Here is a 24427-nt window from a genome sequence, read left to right on the forward strand (position 1 = left end):
TGGTCCCACTCGGTTGTCGTCCAAGTCTGACTCTCTGATCGGACATTAAAGCAGGATTGGCAGGTTTTTTACCAACTAACAGCGCCGTGCGGCCCGGCAACCCGCCAGCTGGCATATAATACGCGCCGGTTTTTTTGCGGATAGCGAGCATGAGCACAGAAGATCCACGCTTCGCCGGCGTTGCCCGTTTGTATGGCGACCAAGGCCTGCAACGTCTGCGCGACGCCCATGTAGCGGTAGTCGGCATCGGCGGGGTCGGCTCATGGGTGGCCGAGGCGTTGGCCCGTAGCGGTGTGGGCGAAATCAGCCTGTTTGACCTCGATGATGTCTGCGTGAGCAACACCAACCGCCAGGCACATGCGCTGGAAGGCCAGGTCGGGCGGGCCAAGGTCGAGGTCATGGCCGAGCGTCTGCGGGCGATCAACCCGGCCTGCACCGTCCATGCAGTGGCAGACTACGTCACCCGTGACAGCATGGCCGAGCACATCACCGAGCAGCTGGACTGCGTCATCGACTGCATCGACAGCGTAATGGCCAAGGCGGCGCTGATTGCCTGGTGCCGGCGGCGCAAGATCGCGGTGGTCACTACCGGTGGCGCCGGCGGCCAGATCGACCCCACGCAGATCCAGATCGGCGACCTGAACAAGACCTTCAACGACCCGCTGGCCTCGCGCGTGCGCTCGACCCTGCGCCGCGACTACAACTTCTCGCGCAACACTTCGCGCAATTACGGCGTGCCGTGTGTGTTCTCCAGCGAGCAGCTGCGTTATCCCAAGGGCGACGGCAGCGTTTGCCTGCAAAAGAGCTTTGTCGGTGAGGGCGTGCGCCTGGATTGCTCCGGCGGCTTTGGCGCGGTGATGATGGTCACCGCCACGTTCGGCATGGTGGCGGCGAGCAAAGCCATCGAAAAACTGGTAGCCGGTGCGCGCCGACCGTCGGAGCGGGTGATCGCGCCGACGGCTGATCTGTAACCAGCGCTCAGCGCTCAGCGCGTCAGGCTTCGCTGGCGAGCTGCGCCATACGCTGCAGTACCGCATGCAGACCATTACTGCGCGACGGCGACAACTGGCGCTCAAGCCCCAGCTCGCTGAACCAGCCGCGCAGGTCGAGCTGGGCCAGCTCGGCGCTGGCCAGCCCTTGGACTCGCACCAGCAGCAGCGCCAGCAAACCACGTAACAGTCGCGCATCGCTGGTGGCCTTGAAACGCCATTGGCCGTCTTCGACCACGCCCACCAGCCACACCAGGCTTTCACAGCCGTGGACACGATTGCTTTCGGTTTTCTCGGCGTCATCCAGTGGAGTCAGGCGCTCACCCCACTGCATCAGCAAACGTGCGCGCTGCTCCCAACCACGCGCCTCGGTGAAACACGCCAATGCCTCGCGGGCTTGTTCGGGCAGGCTCATCGCAGCAGCTCCAGGCCTTGATCCAGCGCGTCGAACAGGCGCGCCAGATCGTCACTGTCGTTGTACAACCCCAGCGACACGCGGATCGCACCCTCAAGGCCGAGGCCTTTGAGCAGGGGCATTGCACAGTGATGACCGGCGCGCACGGCGATGCCTTGCTCGGTCAGTACATGGGCAATGTCGGCGTTATGTACGCCGTCGACGACAAAGCTGACCAGCGCGGTCTGTGGTGCGCCCAATACGCGAATACCCTCGCGATCGGCCAGGCCGCGCAGCAGGTGCTGGTGCAGGCTGGCTTCATGGCGTTCGACCGCGTTGCCGTCGAGGCTGGCCAGATAATCCAGCGTGGCGCCCAGGCCAATCACGCCGGCAATCGGCGGCGTGCCGGCTTCATAGCCGAGCGGCGCAGGACGGAAACTGGCACTGTGGTAATCCGCCAACTGGACCATCTCGCCGCCAAACTGCCAATAGCGCAACTGCTGCAGCGCGCGATGGCGGCCGTAGAGCACGCCGACGCCTTCCGGGCCGTACAGCTTGTGGCTGGAGAACACGTAGAAGTCGCAGCCCAGTTGTTGCACGTCGTGGCGGCCATGGACCACGCCCTGGGCACCATCGACCACGGTCAATGCACCCTGAGCGCGGGCATGGGCGAGCAGTGCCGGCAGCGGTTGCCAGGTGCCGAGCACATTCGACAGCTGGCTGACCGCAAGCAAGCGCGTGCGCGGACCGATCAGCTGCAGCGCTTGATCAAGATCGATCTGGCCTTGTGCATTCACCGGCAATATCACCAGACGCAGATTGCGCCGCTGCGCCAGTTGCTGCCAGGGCAGCAGGTTGGCGTGGTGCTCCAGCGCACTGATGGCGATCTCGTCGCCGGCATTGAAGCCGTGCTCAAGACCATAGGCGAGCAGATTCAGCGCTGAAGTTGCGCCGTGGGTGAAGATGATCTGTTGCGCATCAGCTGCATTCAGCCAGGCAGCCACCTTGTCGCGGCTGGCTTCGAACGCTTGTGTGGCCAACGCACCCGGCAGATGTTGCGCGCGGTGCACATTGGCGGCGCCATGGCCGTAGTAATGGCTCAGGGCATCCAGCAGGGCCTGTGGCTTCTGGGTAGTGGCGGCGCTGTCCAGGTAGGTCTGGTGCTGGCGTTGCAACGCGGCGATCGCGGGGAAGTCGGCGCGCCAGGGGGAGGGCTGAAACATGTTTGCGGGACCTGCAATGAAAATCGGGCCTGGCTTTACGCCAGACCCGATCTTATCACTTCGAACCTGATGGTTCTCAGTTGTGCGCGTGCAGCGCCTCGTTCAGCTCGATTGCCGACTTGTGCGTTTTGCACTCGACGGCGCCGTTGAGCGAGTTGCGACGGAACAGAAGGTCGGTCTGGCCGGCCAGATCACGGGCCTTGACCACTTTGACCAGCTCGTTGTTCTCGTCGAGCAGGTTCACCTTGGTCCCGGCCGTGATGTACAGGCCAGCTTCAACGGTGTTGCGGTCGCCCAGCGGGATACCGATACCGGCGTTGGCGCCGATCAGGCAGCCTTCGCCGACCTTGATGACGATGTTGCCGCCACCGGACAAGGTGCCCATGGTCGAGCAACCGCCGCCCAGGTCCGACCCCTTGCCGACGAAGACGCCCGCCGAAACGCGGCCTTCGATCATGCCCGGGCCTTCGGTGCCGGCGTTAAAGTTGACGAAGCCTTCGTGCATGATGGTGGTGCTTTCGCCGACATAGGCGCCCAGACGCACGCGCGCCGCATCGGCGATACGCACGCCGGCCGGGACCACGTAGTCGGTCATTTTCGGGAACTTGTCGACCGAGAATACTTCCAGCAGCTCGCCCTTCAAGCGTGCTTCCAGTTGCAGTTCGGCCAGCTCAGCCAGGTCGACCGCGCCACGGTTGGTCCAGGCCACGTTCGGCAGCAGCGGGAAAATGCCGGCCAGGCTCAGGCCGTGCGGCTTGACCAGACGGTGCGAGAGCAGGTGCAGCTTGAGGTAGGCCTCAGGCGTCGAGGTCAGTGCACTGTCTTCGGCCAGCAGGGTGGCGACCAGCGGCTTGTGGCTTTCTGCCAGGCGGGTCAGCAGCGCGTACTGGGTAGCGTCGACCGACTTGACCGCATCGGCCAGCTGGCCGGCCTGGGCATTGCTGAACGCGATGGCCTGATTGCCACCTTCATAGCCCAGCACGGGGGCGATGGCAGCGATCAGTTCGGCGCTCGGGTTGAGCAGTGGTTGTGCGTAGAACACTTCCAGCCAGGTGCCCTGGCGGTTTTGAGTGCCGACACCGAAGGCCAGGCTGAACAGAGTAGTGGACATGCTATTACCTCTTGCGAATAGGGGGGCAGCGCTGTTGGGCTCAGCCCAGCTCAGCGGCGTACAGATCCGGCTTGAAGCCGACCAGGGTGCGTCCACCAAGGTCGAGCACCGGACGCTTGATCATCGACGGCTGAGCCAGCATCAACTCGACGGCTTTGGCCTGGTCAATGTCGGCTTTGCTGGCATCGTCGAGTTTGCGGAACGTGGTGCCGGCGCGGTTGAGCACAACCTGCCAGCCGTGCTCGTTGCACCAGCGGATCAGGCTGTCACGGTCGATGCCTTGGCTTTTATAGTCATGAAAGGCGTAGTCGATGGCGTGTTCTTCAAGCCAGCTACGGGCCTTTTTCATGGTGTCGCAGGCCTTGATGCCGTAGAGAGTGTAAGCCATTGAATTCAAAGGGTCCGGCGGGTTCACCCAAAACCTCCCCAATATCTCCCGTTGTTTAGTCGGCGGATTATGCGACATCGGGGGGGCTGGCGCCACGGCTGGCTGCCGAATGCCGGCGGTTAAGCGCGTTGAGTAGCATGCTGTTACACATTCTCAGGCAACCTGCGACTATCGTGCAGCGGCAGATGGCTTTAATTCCCCGCTAACATATTGTTTCAATTGCGGTCCTAGCGCTGTGAGCGTTTCTCCAATTTGACAGGATTTTTTACCGATGCAGTCAGCCTATACCGTCCTCATCCTGCTGACGCTGGTAAGCGTGTCCAAGCTGGTCGGGCGCATGATCCCGCTGCCGCTGCCATTGGTACAGATCGCGGCGGGGGCGTTGCTGGCTTGGCCTAGCCTGGGCTTGCATGTGGCATTGGAGCCGGAGCTGTTCCTGTTTCTGTTCCTGCCGCCGCTGCTGTTTGCCGATGGCTGGCGTATTCCCAAGCGGGAGCTGTGGCGCATGCGCGGTCCGGTCATCGCCCTGGCCGTGGGGCTGGTGCTGTTTACCGTGGTCGGCGCCGGTTACTTCATCCATTGGCTGCTGCCGAGCATTCCGCTGCCGGTGGCGTTTGCCCTCGCCGCCGTGCTGTCGCCGACCGATGCGGTGGCCGTCTCGGCCATTGCCCAGGACCGTCTGCCGACGCCGTTGATGCATATGCTTCAGGGCGAAGCCTTGCTCAATGATGCCTCGGGCCTGGTGACCTTCAAGTTCGCCCTGGCTGCGGCAATTACCGGGGTGTTTTCGCTCACCGACGCGAGCTTGTCGTTCGTGCTGGTGGCCTTGGGTGGCCTGGCCGTTGGCGTGGCGCTGAGCTGGCTGGTAGGCCGGCTGCGTGCGTGGATGATCACCCGCGGCTGGGATGACCCGGCCACCCACGTGGTGTTCATGCTGTTGCTGCCGTTCGCGGCCTATGTGCTGGCCGAGCGCCTCGGCGTATCCGGCATTCTTTCGGCAGTGGCAGCGGGCATGATGCAGAGCTGGCTGGACCTGCTGCCGCGCCAGACCAGCACCCGGCTGCTCAATCGCAGCGTCTGGTCGTTGCTTGAGTTTGCCTTCAACGGTCTGATCTTCTTGCTGTTGGGCTTGCAGTTGCCAGACATCATCAAGGCAGTGGTCAGCCACGAAAGCTCGCTGTGGCCGGCGCTGGCTTACCGCTGCCTGGAAGTGCTGGCGATCTTTGTCGCGTTGATCGTGCTCAGGTTCATCTGGGTGCAGAGCATCTGGCGGGCGATTGGCGTAGTGCGCCGCTGGCGCGGCAAGCCTGAGCTGGTACTGGTGCCGACGGCGCGCTCGTGCTGGCTGCTGACCCTGGGCGGGGTGCGCGGTGCGGTGACGTTGGCGGGTGTGATGTCAGTGCCGCTGCTGATCAGCGCCGGGGAGGCCTTCCCGCAACGCGACCTGCTGATCTTCATCGCCGCCGGGGTGATCCTGTTGTCGTTGATCAGCGCCTGCATCGCCCTGCCGCTGCTCCTGCGCGGCATCACCCAGAGCCCCGACGAGCGCTTGCAGCAGGAAGTCCAGGAAGCCTGGCGGCTTACCGCGGAGGCGGCCATCCATGCCCTTGAAGCTGAGGAAGTGGTCGATGCCAATGCCGCTCAGGATGCGGCTCAAGCCACCTTGGCGGTAGAACTCAAGGCGCGGCTGATGGCCGAGTACCGCGATGAACTGGCCAGCTACAACGACAGCGCCGAGGCCCGTGAGTTGGCGCGCCAGATGGACCTGCTCGAGCGACGCCTGCGCCTGCGTGCGCTGCGCGCCCAGCGCCTGGAGCTGTACAAGCTGCATCGCCAGCACCTGGTCGGTGATGAGGTAGTGCGCCAGGTGCTGGGCGATCTGGACATGAGCGAGGCGAACCTTGGCCAGGTTGGCTAGGGATCAGTCGTGGGGGTAGGCCAGGCGCATCAATTCGATGTCCTTGGCGCTGAGCTCGGTGTTGTGGCCAGTCTCGAAATCACCGAGGGTCTGCCACTGGGCGACCTCGTAATGCATGATCGATAGCGGATCGTAGCCTGTCTTGAGCAGGTCAACATCCGCGTGCACGTTGAGGTACTGCTCACGTACGTCGTCATCGCTCCAGTTCGGTACAGCGCGATGAGCGGCGAACAGCGCTTCGGTGTTCCAGGGAATATTGGCCTGGGGATGCAAATGCTCATGCTCAAAGCCCAGCGCATGGCCAAACTCGTGCAGCACGGTGGATTGAAAGCGCGCGTCACCAGGCTGCACCGTCAATGAGATGGTTTCGTCACGGTGTGCCAGGGCATCGGTGCCGATGTCCGATTCGTTGAGCAGGGCAGCTTCGCCGGTCAGTATCCTGATCGGGGCATTGGCGTCGTCATCCTCGCTGAGGTCGAACTCCAGGTTGGCCTCGGACAGTTCTATCCACTGGCAGGCCAGTTCGAAAATCGCCATCTTCAGGCTTCTGTCGGGTGCTCCGAGGAACGAAATCCACAGCGTGCGGCCTGGCTCCCACAGCCGAGTGTGATTGACGAAGCCGCGGGGCTGCGGCCTGTCGGCGCGTAGGCCGCTGTTGCGAGGGCTTTCAGCCAAGGCGAGTGCATGGGAGCGCTGGCGCGAGGTGCGGTTGCGGCAGCGGGGAGGCGAAGTAATGATCATCGAGAAGCTCCTGGTCTGGCAAAACGAAGTCAGGAGCTTCTCTGTTTGGCGGTACACAGGTGCACTATATACAGCTTAGGTTTTCAGAGGTGGCAGCATCGATCTGATACGGCAGGCAAGTTCGCCCGCCACGCTGATGTATCCGACTTCACCGCCTTCATACGCGTTTTGCCGAGTCACTCATGCGGGTAAGCCAAGCGCATGAATTCGATGTCTTTGTCGCTCAATGAAGAGTTGATGCCGACCGTCCAGTCGCCTGAGGTCACGTATTGCGAGACGGGATAATGCATGACTGAGCTGCGGTCATAACCTGTGTTGATCAAATCAGCCGAGGACCGCTTGCGGAATACCTGTTCCTGGAGTTCTTCCTCGCTGGCGCCACCGAGTTCACTCGCGTAGTAGCCAGCGGCACGGGCATTCCAAGGGATGTCTGCCTCTGGGTGCTGGTGTTCGTGGTCCAGGCCAAATACGTGGCCGAATTCGTGAAGCACGGAGAACTCGAAGAGTTCGTGCCCAGGCTCAAGGCAAAGCAGCAAATTGACACTTCCCGTATCCAGGATGTCGGTACCCAGGTGAGTGCCGTTACAGTAGGCTTCAGGCGCACACTGAATCCTGATCTCTGCACTGCTGTCGTTATCCTCTGCCCGCTGCATTTGCAGGTTGGCGCCTGTCTGGTCGATCCAGGAGCGGCCCAGTTCATAGATGGCGGCTTTGAGCTTTTCAGGGCCTTTGCTGAAGAACGACACGGTAAGCATCCGACCAGGCTTCCACAGCTTGCCGGTCGGCCCCATGGCGCGCGCTCGGATTCCTGCAAACCCTAGGTTGCGAGGGTTTTCAGTGAATGCGATTCGACGCGACTGCATGGGGGACAGGCTGCCCAGTCGAACAGGGAGAATGGATGTATTCATGGTGACTCCTGATATGAAGGAGTCACCACTTTTGCCCAGCTTTGGCCGGCACCAGCGTTAGCTATATATCGCAGGCCGAATTCAGCTGAAGAGTAGCCGCTGAACACTCACGCCCTGTTGAGGAACTCGCGAATTCGCTCGGCTGCTTCGATGCATTCTGCCAGTGGGGCGACCAAGGCCATGCGCACGCGGCCTGCACCTGGATTGACGCCATCGACTTCGCGCGACAGGTAGGAGCCCGGCACGACAGTGACATGTTCGGCCGCGAACAGGTCGCGGGTGAACTCGGCATCGCAGCCTGGCACCTTGGCCCACAGGTAGAAGCTGCCGTCCGGCCGCTGCACGTCCATCACGGGTTGGAGGATCTCCAGCACCGCATCGTACTTGGCCCGGTACTGGTCGCGGTTGGCGCGCACGTGGGCTTCGTCCTGCCAGGCCGCTACGCTGGCCAGCTGGGTTTGCACCGGCATGGCACAGCCGTGATAGGTGCGGTACAGCAAGAACGGTTTGATGATCTGCGCATCGCCGGCAACGAAGCCTGAGCGCAGGCCGGGCAGGTTGGAGCGCTTGGACAGGCTGTGGAACACCACGCAGCGCTTGAAGTCGCTGCGGCCTAGTTCGGCGCAGGCGGTGAGCAGGCCTGGCGGCGGGTTCTCTTCGTCGAAGTACAGCTCGCTGTAGCATTCATCGGAGGCAATCACGAAGTCATGCTCGTCGGCCAGGGCGATCAGCTTTTTCAGCGTGTCCAGCGGCACCAGCGCGCCTGTCGGGTTGCCTGGCGAGCACAGGAACAGGATCTGGCAGCGTTGCCAGGTCTCGGCCGACACTGCGTCGAAGTCAGGGTTGAAACCGTTGTCTTCGAGGCACGGCAGGTAGTGCGGGGTGGCACCGGCCAGCAGCGCTGCACCTTCGTAGATCTGGTAGAACGGGTTGGGGCTGATCACCAGGCCGTCGTCGGCGCGGTTGACCACCGCCTGAGTGAACGCAAACAGGGCTTCGCGGGTACCGTTGACCGGCAGGATGTGGCGGTCAGCGTCCAGCCAGCCGCTGGGCACATTGAAGCGGCGCTCGCACCACTGGCCAATCGCCTGGCGCAGGGTTGGCAAGCCCAGTGTGCTGGGGTACACCGCCAGCTTGTCGAGGTTGTCCGCCAGGGCCTTGGCAACGAAGGCCGGCGATTCGTGCTTGGGTTCGCCGATCGACAGGGCAATGGCACGCTTGTCAGCGGCGGGCTGCACGCTGCCGAGCAGGGCGCGCAGCTTCTCGAACGGGTAGGGCTGCAGCTGGGTCATGGCTTGGTTCATCGGCGCGAGGTCTCGTCAATCATCTAGATAGTCAGGCGGGCAGGGCTGTTGTCGCTGCCCTGGCTGGGCTGCAACTGCTTGACCAGCGCTTCCTGCAGGCGGCTGCACAGTTGCGGGTCGGACAGCGGCTGGTTGTTGGCATCGGTAATGAAGAACACGTCTTCGACCCGCTCGCCAAGGGTGGCGATCTTGGCGTTTTGCAGCGACAGGTCGAACTCGAGGAAGATCCGCCCGATCCGCGCCAGCAGGCCAGGCCGGTCAGGGGCGGTGATCTCGAGAATGGTCACTGCGCGCTGGGCATCATTGAGGATGGTCACCTGCGGCGCAAAGGTGAAGTGCTTGAGCTGACGCGGGACTCGCCGTTGGATGATGGTCGGGTAGTCCTCCGGGGTGCGCAAGGCTTCGGTCAAACCGTCGCGAATCTGCTTGACCCGCTGCGGATTGTCGCCGATCGAGCCGCCGTCGTTGTCCAGCACGATGTAGGTGTCGAGGGTGAACTGGCTGCTCGAAGTGATGATACGCGCATCGTGGATGTTCAGGTTCAGCTGCGACATTGCCGCCACCGTCACAGCGAAGAAGTCGTGCTGGTCGGGCGCATAGATGAAGATCTGCGTGCCACCTTCGAACTCGCGCTGGGTGGTTTCCTTGATCAATACCAGCGGGCCGCCGTCAGCCGGCTGCTGCAGGATTGCATCGCTGTGCCAGGCGACGTCGGCGGCGGTGTGCTTGAGGAAGTAGTCGTCACCCAGTTGCGACCAGAGCTGCTCGACGTCATCCGGGTCGGTGCCTTCGCGGATCAGGATGTCCAGCGCAGCGCTTTGGGTCTGGCGGATCTGCTCTTCGCGGTCGAGCGGGTTTTCCAGGCCGCGGCGCAGGGCACGCTTGGTCTCACTGTAAAGCTGGCGCAGCAGGCTGGCGCGCCAGGAATTCCACAGCGTCGGGTTGGTCGCGTTGATGTCGGCAACGGTAAGTACATAGAGGTAGTCGAGGCGCGTCTCATCGCCGACGAGCAGGGCAAAATCATTGATCACCTGCGGATCGGATAGATCCTTGCGCTGGGCTGTGGTCGACATCAACAGGTGGTTGCGCACCAGCCAGACGATCAGTCGGGTGTCCCAGGTCGGCAGTTGGTGACGCTCGCCGAATACCTGGGCATCGACCGCACCGAGCTCGGAGTGGTCGCCCTGGCGGCCCTTGCCGATGTCGTGATAAAGCCCGGCCAGGTAGATCAGCTCCGGTTTGGGCAGGCGGCCCATGAGTTTGCTGGCCAGCGGGAATTTCTCTGATACCGGGGTGTACTGCAATTTGCGCAAGTGCTTGATCAGGTTGAGCGTATGCGCATCGACCGTATAGATGTGGAACAGGTCATGCTGCATCTGCCCGACGATCAGGCCGAACTCGGGCAGGTAACGGCCAAGAATTCCGTAGCGGTTCATCCGGCGCAGGTTGCGGTGGATGCCGATTTCGCACTTGAACAGCTCGATGAACAGGCTGGTGTTGCGGATGTCGTTGCGAAAGTCATCGTCGATCAGGTGCCGATGGGCGCGCAGCAGGCGCACGGTATCGGCGCGCACGCCCTTGATCTCAGGGTGCTGGGCCATCAGCACGAACATCTCGAGCATGGCAAACGGGGTGCGCTTGAACACGTTCTGATGGGCGGCCTCGATGTAGCCATCATGCAGCCGGAAGCGGGCGTTGAGCGGCTGGGTGGTGCCGCTGTCCTCATCCGCCAGGATCACTTCTTCGAAATGCTGGATAATCAGGTCGCAGAGCTGGCTGATGCTCATCACCACCCGATAGTACTGCTGCATGAACTGCTCGATGGCGCGCTTGGGGTTTTCGTCGCTGAAGCCGAGCAGGGCGGCGATGCTGCGCTGGTGATCGAACAGCAGGCGGTCTTCGGCGCGGCCGGCGAGCATGTGCAGGGCATAGCGCACCCGCCAGACAAACGCCTGGGACGATGCCAGCAGTTCGTTTTCGCTTTCCAGCAGGAAGCCTTCGCCGGCCAGGGCGTGCAGGTTCAAGGTGCCGTACTGGCGGCGTGCGACCCACAGCACTGTCTGGATATCACGCAGGCCGCCGGGCGAGCCCTTGACGTTGGGTTCAAGGTTGTATTCGGTGTCGTTGTACTTGTGGTGGCGGGCCTTGAGCTCGGCGCGCTTGGCCAGGAAGAACTCCTTGCTCGGCCACAAGTGCGAGGTGCTGGTGGCCTCGAGCATGCGCTGGCGCAGGGCTTCTGGGCCGCAAATGGTGCGGCTTTCCATCAGGTTGGTGATCACCGTCAGGTCGGCGCGGGCCTGCTCGACGCACTCGTCGACACTGCGCACGCTCTGGCCAACTTCCAGGCCGATGTCCCAGAGCAGGGTCAGCAGTTGTTCGATGGCGTCGCGGTACTGCTCGTGCTGGGCGCCGTCGAGCAGAATCAGCAGGTCGATGTCCGAGTACGGGTGCAGTTCGCCGCGGCCATAGCCGCCCACGGCGATCAGGGCGATCGCTTCGGGTGGTTGCCAGTCGAACTGGCTCCAGGCCTGCTGCAGGATGTTGTCGACGAACCAGGCGCGATCTTCGATCAGCCGGCGGATGTCACGGCCTTCGCGAAAGCGCCGATCAAGCACCTCGCGGGCCAGGCGGATGGCCTTCTTGAAGGCCGCGATAGGGCTTGCCTTGAGCGCCAGTTCCGCCTGGAACTGGCCGCGGTCGAACAGCTCGGGATCCACCTGGGGCATCGAGTCGCTTTCCTGGAAGTGTTAGGCCGACGTGCGGGGGATGGTGTCGTCTTTGCGCAGGGTGAAGATCTCGTAACCGGTCGCGGTAACCACCAGGGTGTGCTCCCACTGCGCCGACAGCTTGCGGTCCTTGGTGATGGCCGTCCAGCCGTCGCCCAGCACCTTGGTGTCGGCCTTGCCCTGGTTGATCATCGGCTCGATGGTGAAGGTCATGCCTTCCTTGAGCTCCATGCCGGTGCCGGCACGGCCGTAGTGCAGGATCTGCGGTTCTTCATGGAAGACCTTGCCGATGCCGTGGCCGCAGAACTCGCGCACCACCGAAAAACCGTTCTTCTCGGCGTGCTTCTGGATCACTTCGCCGATGTCGCCCAGGCGGCAGCCCGGCTTGACCAGCTCAATCGCCTTGTACATGCATTCCTGGGTGACCTGGGACAGGCGCTCGGCCCACACCGGCACGGTGCCGACATGGAACATGCGGCTGGTATCGCCGTGGTAGCCATCCTTGATCACGGTCACGTCGATGTTCAGCGTGTCACCGTCCTTCAGCGGCTTGTCGTTGGGGATGCCATGGCAGACCACGTGGTTGATCGAGGTGCAGATCGACTTCGGGTAGCCTTTGTAGTTGAGCGGGGCCGGGATGGCCTGCTGAATGTTGACGATGTAGTCGTGGCACAGGCGGTCGAGCGCTTCGGTAGTAACGCCGGGCTTGACGTGTGGCTCGATCATCTCCAGCACTTCAGCGGCCAGGCGGCCGGCGATGCGCATCTTTTCGATGTCTTCTGCAGTCTTGATGGTGACGGTCATTAACAGGCTCTCTACGGCGCCGTGCAAGGCGCGAACAAACGGGAAAGGGTAGATTCTACCAGAGCGAGGCGCCCATCTGTCGGCAGAAAGGCCCGTTGGCGGCTCTCTATATGAGGCATTTTGGCGCGATTGCGGGCCTGCTGCAAAAAGCACTGACGGACGCGACAGGATTGCAGTTCCGTCAGCGCCGAGTCTGTGGTATAAAGTGCGCCGCTTTCGGGGACGACCTCGACTGCCTTAACCCACACACGTGTCGACACGATGACCTGGGTGCCCCGACCGCTTCGGCGACGTGGGTTGGTCATTGGGATACGTGGAGGCCCAACCCGACTTATCAAGGAACAATCATGTCCCAAGTCAATATGCGCGATATGCTGAAGGCCGGTGTGCACTTCGGTCACCAGACCCGTTACTGGAACCCGAAAATGGGTAAATACATTTTCGGCGCGCGTAACAAGATTCACATCATCAACCTGGAAAAAACCCTGCCGATGTTCAACGACGCTCTGTCGTTCGTCGAGCGCCTGGCTCAGGGCAAAAACAAGATCCTGTTCGTCGGCACCAAGCGTTCCGCCGGCAAACTGGTCGCCGAGCACGCTGCTCGCAGTGGTTCGCCTTACGTCGACCACCGCTGGTTGGGCGGCATGCTGACCAACTACAAGACCATCCGCGCTTCGATCAAGCGTCTGCGTGATCTTGAAGTCCAGGCTGAAGACGGTACCTTCGCCAAGCTGACCAAGAAAGAAGCTCTGATGCGTTCGCGCGATCTGGAGAAACTGGACCGCAGCCTGGGTGGTATCAAGGACATGGGCGGTCTGCCTGACGCACTGTTCGTCATCGACGTTGATCACGAGCGCATCGCGATCACCGAAGCCAACAAGCTGGGCATCCCGGTTATCGGCGTTGTCGATACCAACAGCAGCCCGGAAGGTGTTGATTACATCATCCCAGGCAACGATGACGCCATCCGCGCAATCGAGCTGTACATGGCTTCGATGGCTGACGCCATCATCCGCGGCCGCAACCATGTTGCTGGCGGCACCGAAGTCTATGTTGAAGAAGCGGCGGCACCAGCTGCTGAGTAATTGACGCCCGGCGTCTACTTGGCACGCGAAAAGGGGGCTTGGCCCCCTTTTTGCCACCTGAAATCCTCCTGTCAGCAATACCGCCGCATGATGACCTCCTGCTGGCAACAAGACAGTGGATTAGCAGAATTGAACGCCCGTGACGAGCGGGTGGAATGGTTGAAAAACTTTCCAAGAGGATTTTGAAATGGCAGCAATTACTGCAGCGCTGGTCAAAGAACTGCGCGAGCGTACCGGCGAAGGCATGATGGATTGCAAGAAAGCCCTGGAAAAGGCTGACGGCGATATCGAAAAAGCCATTGACGACATGCGTGCCTCCGGCGCCATCAAGGCCGCCAAAAAGGCTGGCAACGTTGCCGCTGAAGGCGCTATCGCCATCAAGGCCGACGACAAGTCCGCCGTCCTGCTGGAAGTGAACTCGCAGACCGACTTCCTGGCTCTGCAAGACGACTTCAAAAACTTCGTTGCTGAAAGCGTGGAACAGGCTTTCAACGACAAGCTGACCGACGCCGCTCCGCTGATCGCTGCCCGCGAATCGGCGCGTGAAGCACTGGTCGCCAAAGTAGGTGAGAACGTCAACATCCGTCGCCTGGTGCGCGTTGAGGGTGACGTTGTTGGTGCCTACCTGCACGGCAACAAGATTGGTGTTGCGGTTGTTCTGAAGGGCGGCGATGTTCAGCTGGCCAAAGAAATCGCCATGCACGTTGCTGCGTCGAACCCTGAGTTCCTCGATTCGTCGGAAATCTCCGCCGAGGCCATCGAGCGCGAGAAGGCTGTCTTCCTGCAGCTGAACGCTGACAAGATCGCCGGCAAGCCGGAAAACATCGTTGAGAACATGATCAACGGTCGTATCACCAAGTTCAAAGCAGAAGCCTCGCTGAAAGAGCAAGCTTTCGTCATGAACCCGGAGATCAAAGTCGGCGAACTGGCCAAGAAAGCCGGTGCTGAAATCGTTTCCTTCACCTACTTCAAAGTAGGCGAAGGCATCGAGAAGCCGGTCGACAACTTCGCTGAAGAAGTTGCCGCCCAGCTGGCTGCTGCCAAGCAGTAAGACAGCCTCGTCTGTCGCCCCAAAGAGGCTGCCCGCTCACGCGCGCAGCCTCTTTGTCAAACCGGCACCAGGTTTATCCGGCCTGGTACCGCTGGCGCTGAAGCAGCGCCACGCTACAGTTAGCTGGCTGTAACCCAGCCCGCGCAGAATTTTCTTAAAAACGCCGCAGGAGAGACTCGCAATGGCTCAGCAGGTGAGTGGTCGCCAACCTCGCTATAAACGCATTTTGCTCAAACTTAGCGGCGAGGCCCTGATGGGCTCGGAAGAGTTCGGGATCGACCCGAAAGTGCTGGACCGCATGGCCCTCGAAGTGGGCCAGTTGGTCGGCATCGGTGTCCAGGTGGGTCTGGTCATCGGCGGCGGCAACCTGTTCCGCGGTGCAGCGCTCAGCGCCGCCGGCATGGATCGGGTTACCGGCGACCACATGGGCATGCTCGCCACAGTGATGAATGGCCTGGCCATGCGTGACGCCCTTGAGCGTTCGAACATCCCGGCACTGGTCATGTCGGCCATCTCCATGGTCGGCGTCACCGACCATTACGATCGTCGCAAAGCTATTCGCCACCTCAACTCCGGGGATGTGGTAATTTTCTCCGCCGGTACCGGCAACCCGTTCTTCACCACCGACTCCGCAGCCTGCCTGCGCGGCATCGAAATCGATGCAGATGTGGTGCTGAAGGCGACCAAGGTCGACGGTGTGTACACTGCCGATCCATTCAAGGACCCGCACGCCGAGAAGTTCGATCGCCTCACCTATGATGAGGTTCTGGATCGCAAGCTGGGTGTGATGGACCTGACCGCAATCTGTCTGTGCCGCGACCACAAGATGCCATTGCGGGTATTCAACATGAACAAGCCTGGCGCCCTGCTGAATATCGTGGTGGGTGGCGCTGAAGGTACTTTGATCGAGGAAGGCCAAGCATGATCAACGAAATCAAGAAAGATGCTCAGGAACGTATGACCAAGTCGCTGGAATCGCTCCAGCACGCGTTCAGCCGCATCCGCACCGGTGTTGCTCACCCAAGCATTCTCGAAGGCGTGATGGTGCCGTACTACGGCGCGGATACGCCGATCAAGCAGGTGGCCAGCATCACCGTCAAGGATTCGCGCACCCTGCAGGTCGTAGCTTTCGAGCGCAACATGCTCAGCGCGGTCGACAAGGCTATCGGTAGCGCAGGCCTCAACCTGAACCCGACCAACCTGGGCGAGCTGCTGCTGATCACCATGCCAGCGCTCACTGAAGAAACCCGCAAGGGCTTCACCAAGCAGGCCCGTGAAGCTGCCGAAGATGGCCGCGTCGCCGTGCGCAACATCCGTCGTGATGCGCTCAGCCAGCTCAAGGATCTGGTCAAGGAAAAGGAAATCAGCGAAGACGAAGAGCGTCGTGCGGCTGATGACATCCAGAAACTGACCGACAAGTTCGTCGCCGATATCGAGACTGCCGTGAAGGCGAAGGAAAAGGACCTGATGGCCGTCTGAGGCCAGGGTTCTCTTCATGGAAAAGACCAAGCAAGCGGCGCCGTCTGGGGTGCCGCGCCACGTCGCGATCATCATGGACGGCAACAATCGCTGGGCGAAGAAGCGTCTGCTGCCCGGTGTCGCCGGGCATAAAGCGGGCGTGGATGCTGTGCGCGCGGTGATTGAGGTGTGTGCCGAGGCGGGCGTCGAAGTCCTGACCCTGTTCGCCTTCTCCAGTGAAAACTGGCAGCGCCCGGCCGATGAGGTCGGCGCGTTGATGGAGTTGTTTTTCACGGCCTTGCGCCGCGAGGCCCGGCGCCTCAATGACAACAACATCAGCCTGCGCATCATCGGTGATCGCAGCCGCTTTCATCCGGAGTTGCAGGCTGCCATGCGCGAGGCGGAGGCGGCTACCGCTGGCAGCAACCGCTTCATCCTGCAGGTCGCCGCCAATTATGGTGGCCAGTGGGATATTGCCCAGGCAGCGCAACGGCTGGCCCGTGAGGTTCAAGCCGGCCATTTGCGCCCGGACGACATTACCCCGGGGTTGTTGCAGACCTGTCTTTCGACCGGCGACCTGCCGCTACCTGACTTGTGTATTCGTACCGGCGGCGAGCATCGCATCAGCAACTTCCTGTTGTGGCAGCTGGCCTACGCCGAGCTGTATTTCTCCGACCTGTTCTGGCCGGACTTCAAACACGAGGCCATGCGTACCGCGCTGGCCGATTTCGCTTCGCGCCAACGCCGCTTCGGGAAAACCAGCGAGCAGGTCGAGGCTGGAGCTCGTGCTTAATGCTTAAACAACGCATCATTACTGCGCTGATCCTGCTGCCGATTGCACTGGCTGGGTTCTTTCTTCTGCAGGGCGGCGACTTCGCCCTGTTCATCGGCTGTGTGGTCACCTTGGGCGCCTGGGAATGGGCGCGTCTGGCCGGCTTGATGGCTCAACCAATGCGCATCGCTTACGCCGCTGTTGTGGCTGCGGCGTTGATGCTGCTGTACCTGTTGCCCGAACTGGCGCCTTGGGTGCTCGGCGCAGCGGTGATCTGGTGGGGGTTGGCGACCTGGCTGGTGCTGACCTACCCGCGCAGCAGCGAGCTGTGGTCGAGTGCTGCCTGCCGCCTGCTGATCGGCCTGCTGGTGCTGCTGCCGGCCTGGCAAGGCCTGGTGTTGCTCAAGCACTGGCCGCTGGGCAACTTCCTGATCCTCTCGGTGATGGTGCTGGTGTGGTCTGCCGACATCGGTGCGTACTTCTCCGGCCGCGCGTTTGGCAAGCGCAAGCTGGCCCCTCACGTCAGCCCCGGCAAGAGCTGGGAAGGCGTGTATGGCGGCCTTGCGGTTAGCCTGCTGATCGCTTTGGGCGTGGGCCTGGTGCGTGACTGGAGCATCGGCCAGTTGCTGCTGGGCCTGCTCGGCGCGGTGGTGGTGGTGATGGCTTCGGTGGTCGGTGACCTTACTGAAAGCATGTTCAAGCGCCGCGAGGGCATCAAGGACAGCAGTAACCTGTTGCCGGGGCATGGCGGTGTGCTTGACCGCATCGACAGCCTGACCGCTGCCATCCCGATGTTCGCCGTGCTGCTGTGGGCCGCTGAATGGGGTGTGATGTGAGCCGTAGGCAACGGATCACGGTGCTTGGCGCGACCGGTTCTATTGGCCTGAGCACGCTTGACGTGATTGGCCGTCACCCTGAGCGCTTTGAGGTATTTGCCCTCAGCGGTTATTCCCAGGTCGAGCAGCTGCTCGACCTGTGCTTGCGTCATACGCCTGCATTTGCCGTGGTACCAAGCGCCGACGCTGCACTGCGCCTGCGCGCGGGGCTGGCGGAGGCGGGCAGTGCTACCGAGGTGCTCGAAGGCGAGGCCGGCTTGTGTGAGGTCGCTGCGGCCAGTGAAGTTGACGCGGTCATGGCGGCAATCGTCGGTGCTGCTGGTTTGCGCCCGACCCTGGCGGCGGTCGAGGCCGGCAAGAAGGTCCTGCTCGCCAACAAGGAAGCGCTGGTGATGTCCGGCGCGCTGTTCATGGACGCAGTACGGCGCAGTGGCGCGGTGTTGCTGCCGATCGACAGCGAACACAACGCTATTTTCCAGTGCTTGCCAGGTGACTACGCGCGTGGTCTGGGCGCGGTAGGCGTGCGCCGCATCTTGCTGACGGCCTCCGGTGGGCCGTTCCGCGAAACGCCATCGGCTGAGCTTGACGCCGTGACGCCCGAGCAGGCCTGTGCCCATCCCAACTGGTCGATGGGGCGCAAGATTTCGGTCGACTCGGCGAGCATGATGAACAAGGGCCTGGAGCTGATCGAGGCGTGCTGGCTGTTTGACGCCGCGCCAGCTCAGGTGGAAGTCGTGGTGCATCCGCAAAGCGTGATCCATTCCCTGGTCGATTACGTTGACGGCTCGGTGCTCGCGCAGTTGGGCAATCCGGATATGCGCACACCGATTGCCAACGCGCTGGCCTGGCCAGAGCGGATCGATTCCGGCGTTGCCCCGCTTGACCTGTTTGTCATCGCCCGGCTGGATTTCCAGGCGCCCGATCCGCAGCGCTTCCCCTGCCTGCGCCTGGCGCGTCAGGCGGCAGAGGCCGGCCACAGTGCACCTGCGGTGCTCAATGCGGCCAACGAAGTGGCTGTCGAGGCATTTCTGCAGCGGCGTATCCGCTTTCCGGAGATCGCGGGTATGATCGAGCAGGTGCTCGAACAGGAGCCAGTTGTGCCACTGACGTCGCTGGATGCGGTGTTTGCTGCCGACCAGCGCGCGCGGGAGCTGTCCCGGGAATGGCTGCGGCGGAACGGCCGCTGATGCGCGCTCGCTCCAGGGTTGTCCTGAACGTCTTTCGGAGATGGATATGACTGCGCTCTACATGATCATCGGTACCCTGGTTGCGTTGGGTGTGCTGGTCACCTTTCACGAATTTGGTCATTTTTGGGTCGCCCGCCGGTGCGGGGTCAAGGTGCTGCGCTTCTCGGTAGGCTTCGGCACGCCGCTGCTGCGCTGGCACGACCGCCATGGCACCGAATTCGTGGTTGCCGCGATTCCCCTGGGCGGTTACGTGAAGATGCTCGACGAGCGCGAGGGCGAAGTGCCGCCGGCGCTGATCGAGCAGTCGTTCAATCGCAAGCCGGTCGGCCAGCGCATCGCCATAGTCGCCGCCGGGCCGATTGCCAACTTCCTCCTGGCAATCGTGTTCTTCTGGCTGCTGGCCATGCTCGGTACCCAGCAGGTGCGCCCGGTCATCGGCGCGGTCGAGGCGGGCAGCCTGGCTGCCAGTGCCGGCCTCAGCGCTGGCCAGGAAATCGTCTCGGTAGATGGCAAAGCGACCAACGGCTGGTCTGCGGTCAACCTGCAGCTGGTGCGCCGCCTCGGCGAGAGCGGCACCCTGCGGGTGGGCGTGCTGAATGAAGGCAGCAGTGCCGAGACGCAACACGAGATCAACTTGAACCAGTGGCTGCGCGGCGCGGATGAACCCGACCCGATCCAGTCGCTTGGCCTGCGCCCGTGGCGCCCGGTGATTACCCCGGTACTGGCCGAAATCGACCCGAACGGGCCGGCGGCCGCAGCGGGGCTGAAAACCGGTGACAAACTGCTGAGCCTGGATGGCGTTGCCCTGAACGACTGGCAGCAGGTGGTCGACAGCGTGCGCGCCCGCCCAGAGGCCAAGGTGCAGCTGCGGGTCGAGCGCGATGCTGCGGTGCTGGATGTTCCGGTTACCCTGGCGCGCAAAGGCGAAGGCCAGGCGTCCGCTGGTTATCTCGGGGCAGGGGTCAAAGGTGGCGAATGGCCGGCGACGATGCTGCGCGAAGTCAGCTACGGGCCTGTGGCCGCGATGGGCGAAGGCCTGACGCGGACCTGGAACATGAGCATCCTGACCCTTGAGTCGCTGAAGAAAATGCTGTTCGGCGAGCTCTCGGTAAAAAACTTGAGCGGACCGATAACCATTGCTAAAGTGGCGGGCGCTTCAGCCCAGTCGGGCGTTGGGGATTTCCTGAATTTCCTGGCCTACCTGAGCATAAGCCTGGGGGTTCTGAACCTGCTGCCCATTCCAGTACTGGATGGGGGGCATCTGTTGTTCTACCTGATCGAGTTGGCACGCGGCCGTCCGCTGTCGGATCGGGTGCAAGGTTGGGGGGTCCAGATCGGTATAAGTTTGGTCATAGGGGTGATGTTGCTCGCCCTGATCAACGATCTGGGTCGACTATAAAGCTTCGCTCAATTGCAAACCTGCCGCCTTTTCGCGGCGGGTTGTTTATTGCCAGTTGGAATAAAAGGACTTCATGAAACGTCTGCTGCTAACTGCGGTCCTCTCCGCACTGATGATCGCTGAAGTTCACGCTGAGTCCTTCACCATCTCCGATATCCGCGTCAACGGCCTGCAGCGGGTTTCCGCCGGCAGCGTGTTCGGCGCACTGCCTCTGAACGTGGGCGATCAGGCTGACGACCGTCGCCTGGTGGATTCCACCCGCTCGCTGTTCAAGACTGGCTTCTTCCAGGATATCCAGCTGAGCCGCGACGGCAACGTCTTGATCATCAATGTGGTCGAGCGTCCGTCGGTAGCCAGTATCGAGATCGAAGGCAACAAGGCGATCAGCACTGAAGACCTGATGAAAGGTCTGAAGCAGTCTGGTCTGGCCGAAGGCGAGATCTTCCAGCGCGCCACCCTCGAAGGTGTGCGTAACGAACTGCAACGTCAGTATGTGGCCCAGGGCCGCTACTCGGCCGAGGTCGAAGCTGAAGTCGTGCCGCAGCCGCGTAACCGGGTTGGCCTGAAGATCAACATCAACGAAGGCACGGTTGCCGCGATCCAGCACATCAACGTGGTGGGCAACACCGTGTTCGATGATGACGAGCTCGGCCAGCTGTTCGAGCTGAAAACCACCAACTGGTTGTCGTTCTTCAAGAACGACGACAAGTATGCCCGCGAAAAACTCTCCGGTGACCTCGAGCGTCTGCGCTCGTATTACCTGGACCGCGGCTACATCAACATGGACATCGCTTCTACCCAGGTGTCGATCACCCCGGACAAGAAGCACGTCTACATCACCGTCAACATCAACGAAGGTGAAAAGTACACCGTTCGTGACGTGAAGCTGTCCGGTGACCTCAAAGTGCCGGAAGACCAGGTCCAGTCGCTGCTGCTGGTGCAGCCAGGCCAGGTATTCTCGCGCAAGGTGATGACCACCACGTCCGACCTGATCACCCGTCGTCTGGGTAACGAAGGCTACACCTTCGCCAACGTCAACGGCGTGCCGCAGGCGCACGATGAAGACCACACCGTCGACATCATGTTCGTGGTCGACCCGGGCAAGCGTGCCTACGTCAACCGCATCAACTACCGCGGCAACACCAAGACCGAAGACGAAGTGCTGCGCCGTGAAATGCGCCAGATGGAAGGCGGCTGGGCTTCGACCTACCTGATCGACCAGTCCAAGACTCGCCTCGAGCGCCTGGGCTTCTTCAAGGAAGTCAACGTCGAGACCCCGCCTGTGCCGGGTACCGATGACCAGGTCGACGTCAACTACAGCGTTGAAGAGCAAGCGTCCGGTTCGATCACCGCCAGCGTCGGTTTTGCCCAGAGCGCCGGCCTGATCCTCGGTGGTTCGATCAGCCAGACCAACTTCCTCGGTACCGGTAACAAGGTTTCGATCGGCCTGACCCGCAGCGAATACCAGACCCGCTACAACTTTGGCTTCGTTGACCCCTACTGGACTGCCGATGGCGTCAGCCTGGGTTACAACGCCTTCTACCGCAGCACCGACTACGATGACCTCGACGTCGACGTGGCCAGCTACGCAGTAGACAGCCTGGGTGCCGGTGTCAGCGTCGGTTATCCGATCAGCGAGACCTCGCGTCTGACCTACGGCCTGAGCGTGCAGCAGGACAAACTCAAGACCGGCCGCTACACCGTTGACGAGATCTTCGACTTCATCGACAAAGAAGGCGAAAACTTCCTCAACTTCAAGGCATCCGTCGGCTGGTCCGAATCGACCCTGAACAAAGGTGTACTGGCTACCCGTGGTCACTCCCAGAGCCTGACCCTGGAAAGCACCGTGCCGGGCAGCGATCTGTCGTTCTACAAACTGGATTACCGCGGCCAGCTGTTCAAGCCGCTGTCCAACGATTACACCCTGCGTCTGCACACTGAGCTGGGTTATGGCGACGGTTATGGCGGTACCTCCGGGCTGCCGTTCTACGAGAACTACTACGCCGGTGGTTTCAACTCGGTACGTGGCTTCAAGGACAACACCCTCGGCCCGCGCAGCACGCCGAGCGACGGTACCCGTGATGGCACTGCGCGTGACCCGGATCAAGATCCTCTGGCCTTCGGTGGCAACGTGCTGATCCAGGGTGGTGTCGAGTTGCTGTTCCCACTGCCGTTCGTCAAGGACCAGCGCTCGCTGCGCACCTCCGTGTTCTGGGATGTGGGTAACGTGTTCGATACCAACTGCGGTTCCAAGCCTGATTGCACCAAGGTCGGCTTCTCGGACATGGCCAGTTCGGTTGGCCTGGGCGTAACCTGGATCACTGCGCTGGGCCCGTTGAGCTTCAGTTTGGCAATGCCGATCAAGAAGCCGGCAGAAGCCGAAACCCAGGTGTTCCAATTCTCTCTGGGGCAGACCTTCTAAGGTCGGCCCCGTGCTAAACGACAACGGATTCTCCAGGAGTGCATCGTGCGTAAGTTGACCCAACTGGCCTTCGTGGCTGCGGCGCTGGTCGCCACCCCCGCTTTCGCCGAAATGAAAGTGGCTGTGCTGAACTATCAGATGGCACTGCTCGAGTCGGACGCCGCCAAGCGTTACGCCGTCGATGCCGAGAAGAAGTTCGGCCCGCAACTGACCAAGCTCAAGGGCCTGGAAAGCAGCGCCAAGGGCATCCAGGACCGTCTGCTCAAAGGCGGCGACAAGATGCAGCAGCAAGAGCGCGAGCGTCTTGAGCTCGAGTTCAAGCAAAAAGCCCGTGACTTCCAGTTCCAGTCCAAGGAGCTCAACGAAGCCAAGGCTGTTGCCGACCGTGACATGCTCAAGCAGCTCAAGCCAAAGCTGGACGGTGCTGTTGAAGAAGTGATCAAGAAAGGCGGCTTTGACCTGGTGCTCGAGCGCGGCGCAGTGATCGATGTCAAACCGCAGTATGACATCACTCGCCAAGTCATCGAGCGCATGAACCAAGCCCGTTGATATGACCGTGACCATGACGCTCGGCCAATTGGCCGAGGCGCTCGGCGCTACCCTCAAGGGGCCCGAGGCGCTGCAGATTACCGGGCTGGCCACCTTGCAGGAGGCCGGTCCCGGGCAATTGAGCTTTCTCGCCAACCCGCAGTACCGCAAGTACCTGGACAATGCCCAGGCTTCTGCGGTTCTGCTCAAGGCTGCAGACGCCGAAGGCTTCGCCGGCAATGCCTTGATCGTCGCCGACCCGTACCTTGCTTACGCGCGTATCTCTCACCTGTTCGATCCAAAGCCCAAGGCTGTAGCGGGGATTCACCCCAGCGCCGTGGTTGCTGATGACGCTCAGGTCGATGCCAGTGCCAGCGTAGGGCCGTTCGCGGTGATCGAGAGCGGTGCGCGCATCGCTGCCAATGTCACCGTGGGGGCTCACTGCTTCATTGGTGCGCGCTGCGTGATCGGCGAGGGTGGCTGGCTGGCACCGCGGGTCACGCTGTATCACGATGTGACCATTGGTGCGCGGGTGACGATTCAGTCCGGTGCGGTGATCGGCGGCGAGGGCTTCGGCTTTGCCAACGAGAAGGGCATCTGGCGCAAGATTGCCCAGATCGGCGGTGTGCGTATTGGTGATGATGTCGAGATCGGCGTCAATACTGCGGTCGACCGCGGTGCATTGGCGGACACGCAAATCGGTAACGGGGTCAAGCTCGACAACCAGATCCAGATCGCGCACAACGTGCAGATTGGCGATCACACGGCCATGGCCGCGTGTGTCGGCATCTCTGGCAGCACTCGCATTGGCAAGCATTGCACTATTGCTGGTGGTGTCGGCATGGTTGGCCATATCGATGTCTGCGACAACGTGTTCGTCTCCGGCATGACCATGGTGACCCGTTCGATCACCGAGCCGGGTGCCTATTCTTCCGGCACGGCCATGCAGCCGCTGGGCGATTGGCGCAAGAGTGCGGCGCGGATTCGCCAGCTCGACGATATGGCCAAACGCCTGCAGCAGATGGAAAAACGCTTCGAGACCGTGACCTCAGGTGGCCAGCCGACATCAGAAGGCTGATACCATTTCCTGAGCCAAGAGTGATCCGTTGCTAGCTGGCTCCTCTATTGGATTGCTAAAGGAGCGTGTGGTCAGCACCTGCGCTCCCTATTCTTACTACAGGCT

22 protein-coding genes are annotated in these 24427 nt (G+C 61.7%); 13 read left to right on the forward strand and 9 right to left on the reverse strand.

Translation table 11 applies throughout. The annotated features are described in order from the left end of the window. Window positions 1-149: 149 nt before the first annotated feature. Window positions 150-971, forward strand: coding sequence for a tRNA cyclic N6-threonylcarbamoyladenosine(37) synthase TcdA (gene tcdA / locus ACQZ2L_RS04225; RefSeq protein ID WP_430324793.1), 822 nt, complete (start codon window positions 150-152; stop codon window positions 969-971). A gap of 22 nt (window positions 972-993) precedes the next feature. Here tcdA and ACQZ2L_RS04230 read toward each other — a convergent pair whose 3' ends face one another. From ACQZ2L_RS04230 to ACQZ2L_RS04245, 4 genes are all read right to left on the reverse strand, one after another. Continuing rightward, the gene (locus tag ACQZ2L_RS04230; protein WP_430324794.1) at window positions 994-1404 is read right to left on the reverse strand and encodes a SufE family protein; all 411 of its coding nucleotides are present in this window, start codon (window positions 1402-1404) and stop codon (window positions 994-996) included. Beyond that, on the reverse strand, window positions 1401-2606 hold the full coding sequence (locus ACQZ2L_RS04235; RefSeq protein ID WP_430324795.1) for a cysteine desulfurase: 1206 nt from the start codon (window positions 2604-2606) through the stop codon (window positions 1401-1403). Before ACQZ2L_RS04235 ends, ACQZ2L_RS04230 begins: the two co-directional genes overlap by 4 nt. Before the next feature lie 76 nt (window positions 2607-2682). Further along, a complete protein-coding gene (gene dapD / locus ACQZ2L_RS04240; protein ID WP_101317221.1) occupies window positions 2683-3717 on the reverse strand; it encodes a 2,3,4,5-tetrahydropyridine-2,6-dicarboxylate N-succinyltransferase in 1035 nt (344 codons plus the stop codon). A 40-nt stretch (window positions 3718-3757) separates the two neighbouring features. Then, the gene (locus tag ACQZ2L_RS04245) at window positions 3758-4105 is read right to left on the reverse strand and encodes an ArsC family reductase (protein WP_430324798.1); all 348 of its coding nucleotides are present in this window, start codon (window positions 4103-4105) and stop codon (window positions 3758-3760) included. A gap of 271 nt (window positions 4106-4376) precedes the next feature. Here ACQZ2L_RS04245 and ACQZ2L_RS04250 point away from each other — a divergent pair, with 271 nt between their 5' ends. Then, window positions 4377-6023, forward strand: a complete 1647-nt coding sequence (locus tag ACQZ2L_RS04250) for a Na+/H+ antiporter (RefSeq protein ID WP_430324800.1) — start codon at window positions 4377-4379, stop codon at window positions 6021-6023. Window positions 6024-6026: 3 nt separating this feature from the next. On the opposite strand, the gene ACQZ2L_RS04255 is transcribed toward ACQZ2L_RS04250, so the two are convergent. The 5 genes from ACQZ2L_RS04255 to map form a co-directional block, all read right to left on the reverse strand. After that, complete coding sequence (locus tag ACQZ2L_RS04255; protein WP_430324801.1) at window positions 6027-6764, reverse strand: M12 family metallopeptidase; 738 nt, start codon at window positions 6762-6764, stop codon at window positions 6027-6029. Window positions 6765-6940: 176 nt separating this feature from the next. Continuing rightward, entirely contained in the window at window positions 6941-7672 is a 732-nt protein-coding gene (locus tag ACQZ2L_RS04260; protein WP_430324802.1) for a hypothetical protein, read from the reverse strand. Between the two features lie 107 nt (window positions 7673-7779). Continuing rightward, on the reverse strand, window positions 7780-8976 hold the full coding sequence (gene dapC, locus ACQZ2L_RS04265) for a succinyldiaminopimelate transaminase (RefSeq protein ID WP_430324803.1): 1197 nt from the start codon (window positions 8974-8976) through the stop codon (window positions 7780-7782). A gap of 23 nt (window positions 8977-8999) precedes the next feature. After that, a complete protein-coding gene (locus ACQZ2L_RS04270; RefSeq protein ID WP_430324804.1) occupies window positions 9000-11702 on the reverse strand; it encodes a [protein-PII] uridylyltransferase in 2703 nt (900 codons plus the stop codon). 21 nt (window positions 11703-11723) lie between these two features. Further along, the gene (gene map, locus ACQZ2L_RS04275; RefSeq protein ID WP_101317234.1) at window positions 11724-12506 is read right to left on the reverse strand and encodes a type I methionyl aminopeptidase; all 783 of its coding nucleotides are present in this window, start codon (window positions 12504-12506) and stop codon (window positions 11724-11726) included. Between the two features lie 347 nt (window positions 12507-12853). On the opposite strand from map, the gene rpsB reads away from it, so the two are divergent. The 11 genes from rpsB to lpxD all read left to right on the forward strand — a co-directional run bounded on the left by rpsB (window position 12854) and on the right by lpxD (window position 24322). Then, window positions 12854-13591: a 30S ribosomal protein S2 gene (gene rpsB, locus ACQZ2L_RS04280; RefSeq protein ID WP_101317236.1), complete on the forward strand. Its 738-nt coding sequence runs from the start codon at window positions 12854-12856 to the stop codon at window positions 13589-13591. Window positions 13592-13778: 187 nt separating this feature from the next. After that, complete coding sequence (gene tsf / locus ACQZ2L_RS04285; RefSeq protein WP_101317239.1) at window positions 13779-14642, forward strand: translation elongation factor Ts; 864 nt, start codon at window positions 13779-13781, stop codon at window positions 14640-14642. 181 nt (window positions 14643-14823) lie between these two features. Continuing rightward, window positions 14824-15567, forward strand: coding sequence for a UMP kinase (gene pyrH, locus ACQZ2L_RS04290; RefSeq protein ID WP_101317241.1), 744 nt, complete (start codon window positions 14824-14826; stop codon window positions 15565-15567). Further along, window positions 15564-16121 carry a ribosome recycling factor gene (frr, locus tag ACQZ2L_RS04295; protein WP_101317243.1) on the forward strand — a complete coding sequence of 186 codons (558 nt, stop codon included), beginning with the start codon at window positions 15564-15566 and terminating at the stop codon, window positions 16119-16121. Before pyrH ends, frr begins: the two co-directional genes overlap by 4 nt. Window positions 16122-16137: 16 nt before the next feature. Further along, entirely contained in the window at window positions 16138-16893 is a 756-nt protein-coding gene (uppS, locus tag ACQZ2L_RS04300) for a polyprenyl diphosphate synthase (protein ID WP_430324806.1), read from the forward strand. Continuing rightward, window positions 16893-17708, forward strand: a complete 816-nt coding sequence (locus tag ACQZ2L_RS04305; protein WP_101317247.1) for a phosphatidate cytidylyltransferase — start codon at window positions 16893-16895, stop codon at window positions 17706-17708. The genes uppS and ACQZ2L_RS04305 overlap by 1 nt, the downstream gene beginning before the upstream one ends. After that, a complete protein-coding gene (ispC, locus tag ACQZ2L_RS04310; RefSeq protein ID WP_430324808.1) occupies window positions 17705-18895 on the forward strand; it encodes a 1-deoxy-D-xylulose-5-phosphate reductoisomerase in 1191 nt (396 codons plus the stop codon). Before ACQZ2L_RS04305 ends, ispC begins: the two co-directional genes overlap by 4 nt. A gap of 46 nt (window positions 18896-18941) precedes the next feature. Beyond that, window positions 18942-20294 (forward strand): RIP metalloprotease RseP, encoded by a 1353-nt coding sequence (gene rseP, locus ACQZ2L_RS04315; protein ID WP_430324809.1) that lies wholly within the window; start codon window positions 18942-18944, stop codon window positions 20292-20294. A 73-nt stretch (window positions 20295-20367) separates the two neighbouring features. Continuing rightward, window positions 20368-22716, forward strand: coding sequence for an outer membrane protein assembly factor BamA (gene bamA / locus ACQZ2L_RS04320; RefSeq protein ID WP_430324810.1), 2349 nt, complete (start codon window positions 20368-20370; stop codon window positions 22714-22716). 45 nt (window positions 22717-22761) lie between these two features. Then, entirely contained in the window at window positions 22762-23265 is a 504-nt protein-coding gene (locus tag ACQZ2L_RS04325) for an OmpH family outer membrane protein (protein ID WP_101317254.1), read from the forward strand. 1 nt (window position 23266) lies between these two features. Continuing rightward, window positions 23267-24322, forward strand: coding sequence for a UDP-3-O-(3-hydroxymyristoyl)glucosamine N-acyltransferase (gene lpxD, locus ACQZ2L_RS04330; protein ID WP_430324811.1), 1056 nt, complete (start codon window positions 23267-23269; stop codon window positions 24320-24322). Window positions 24323-24427: the final 105 nt, after the last annotated feature.

The sequence above is a fragment of the Pseudomonas shirazensis genome (assembly GCF_050496565.1).
In the GTDB taxonomy this organism is placed as follows: domain Bacteria; phylum Pseudomonadota; class Gammaproteobacteria; order Pseudomonadales; family Pseudomonadaceae; genus Aquipseudomonas; species Aquipseudomonas shirazensis_A.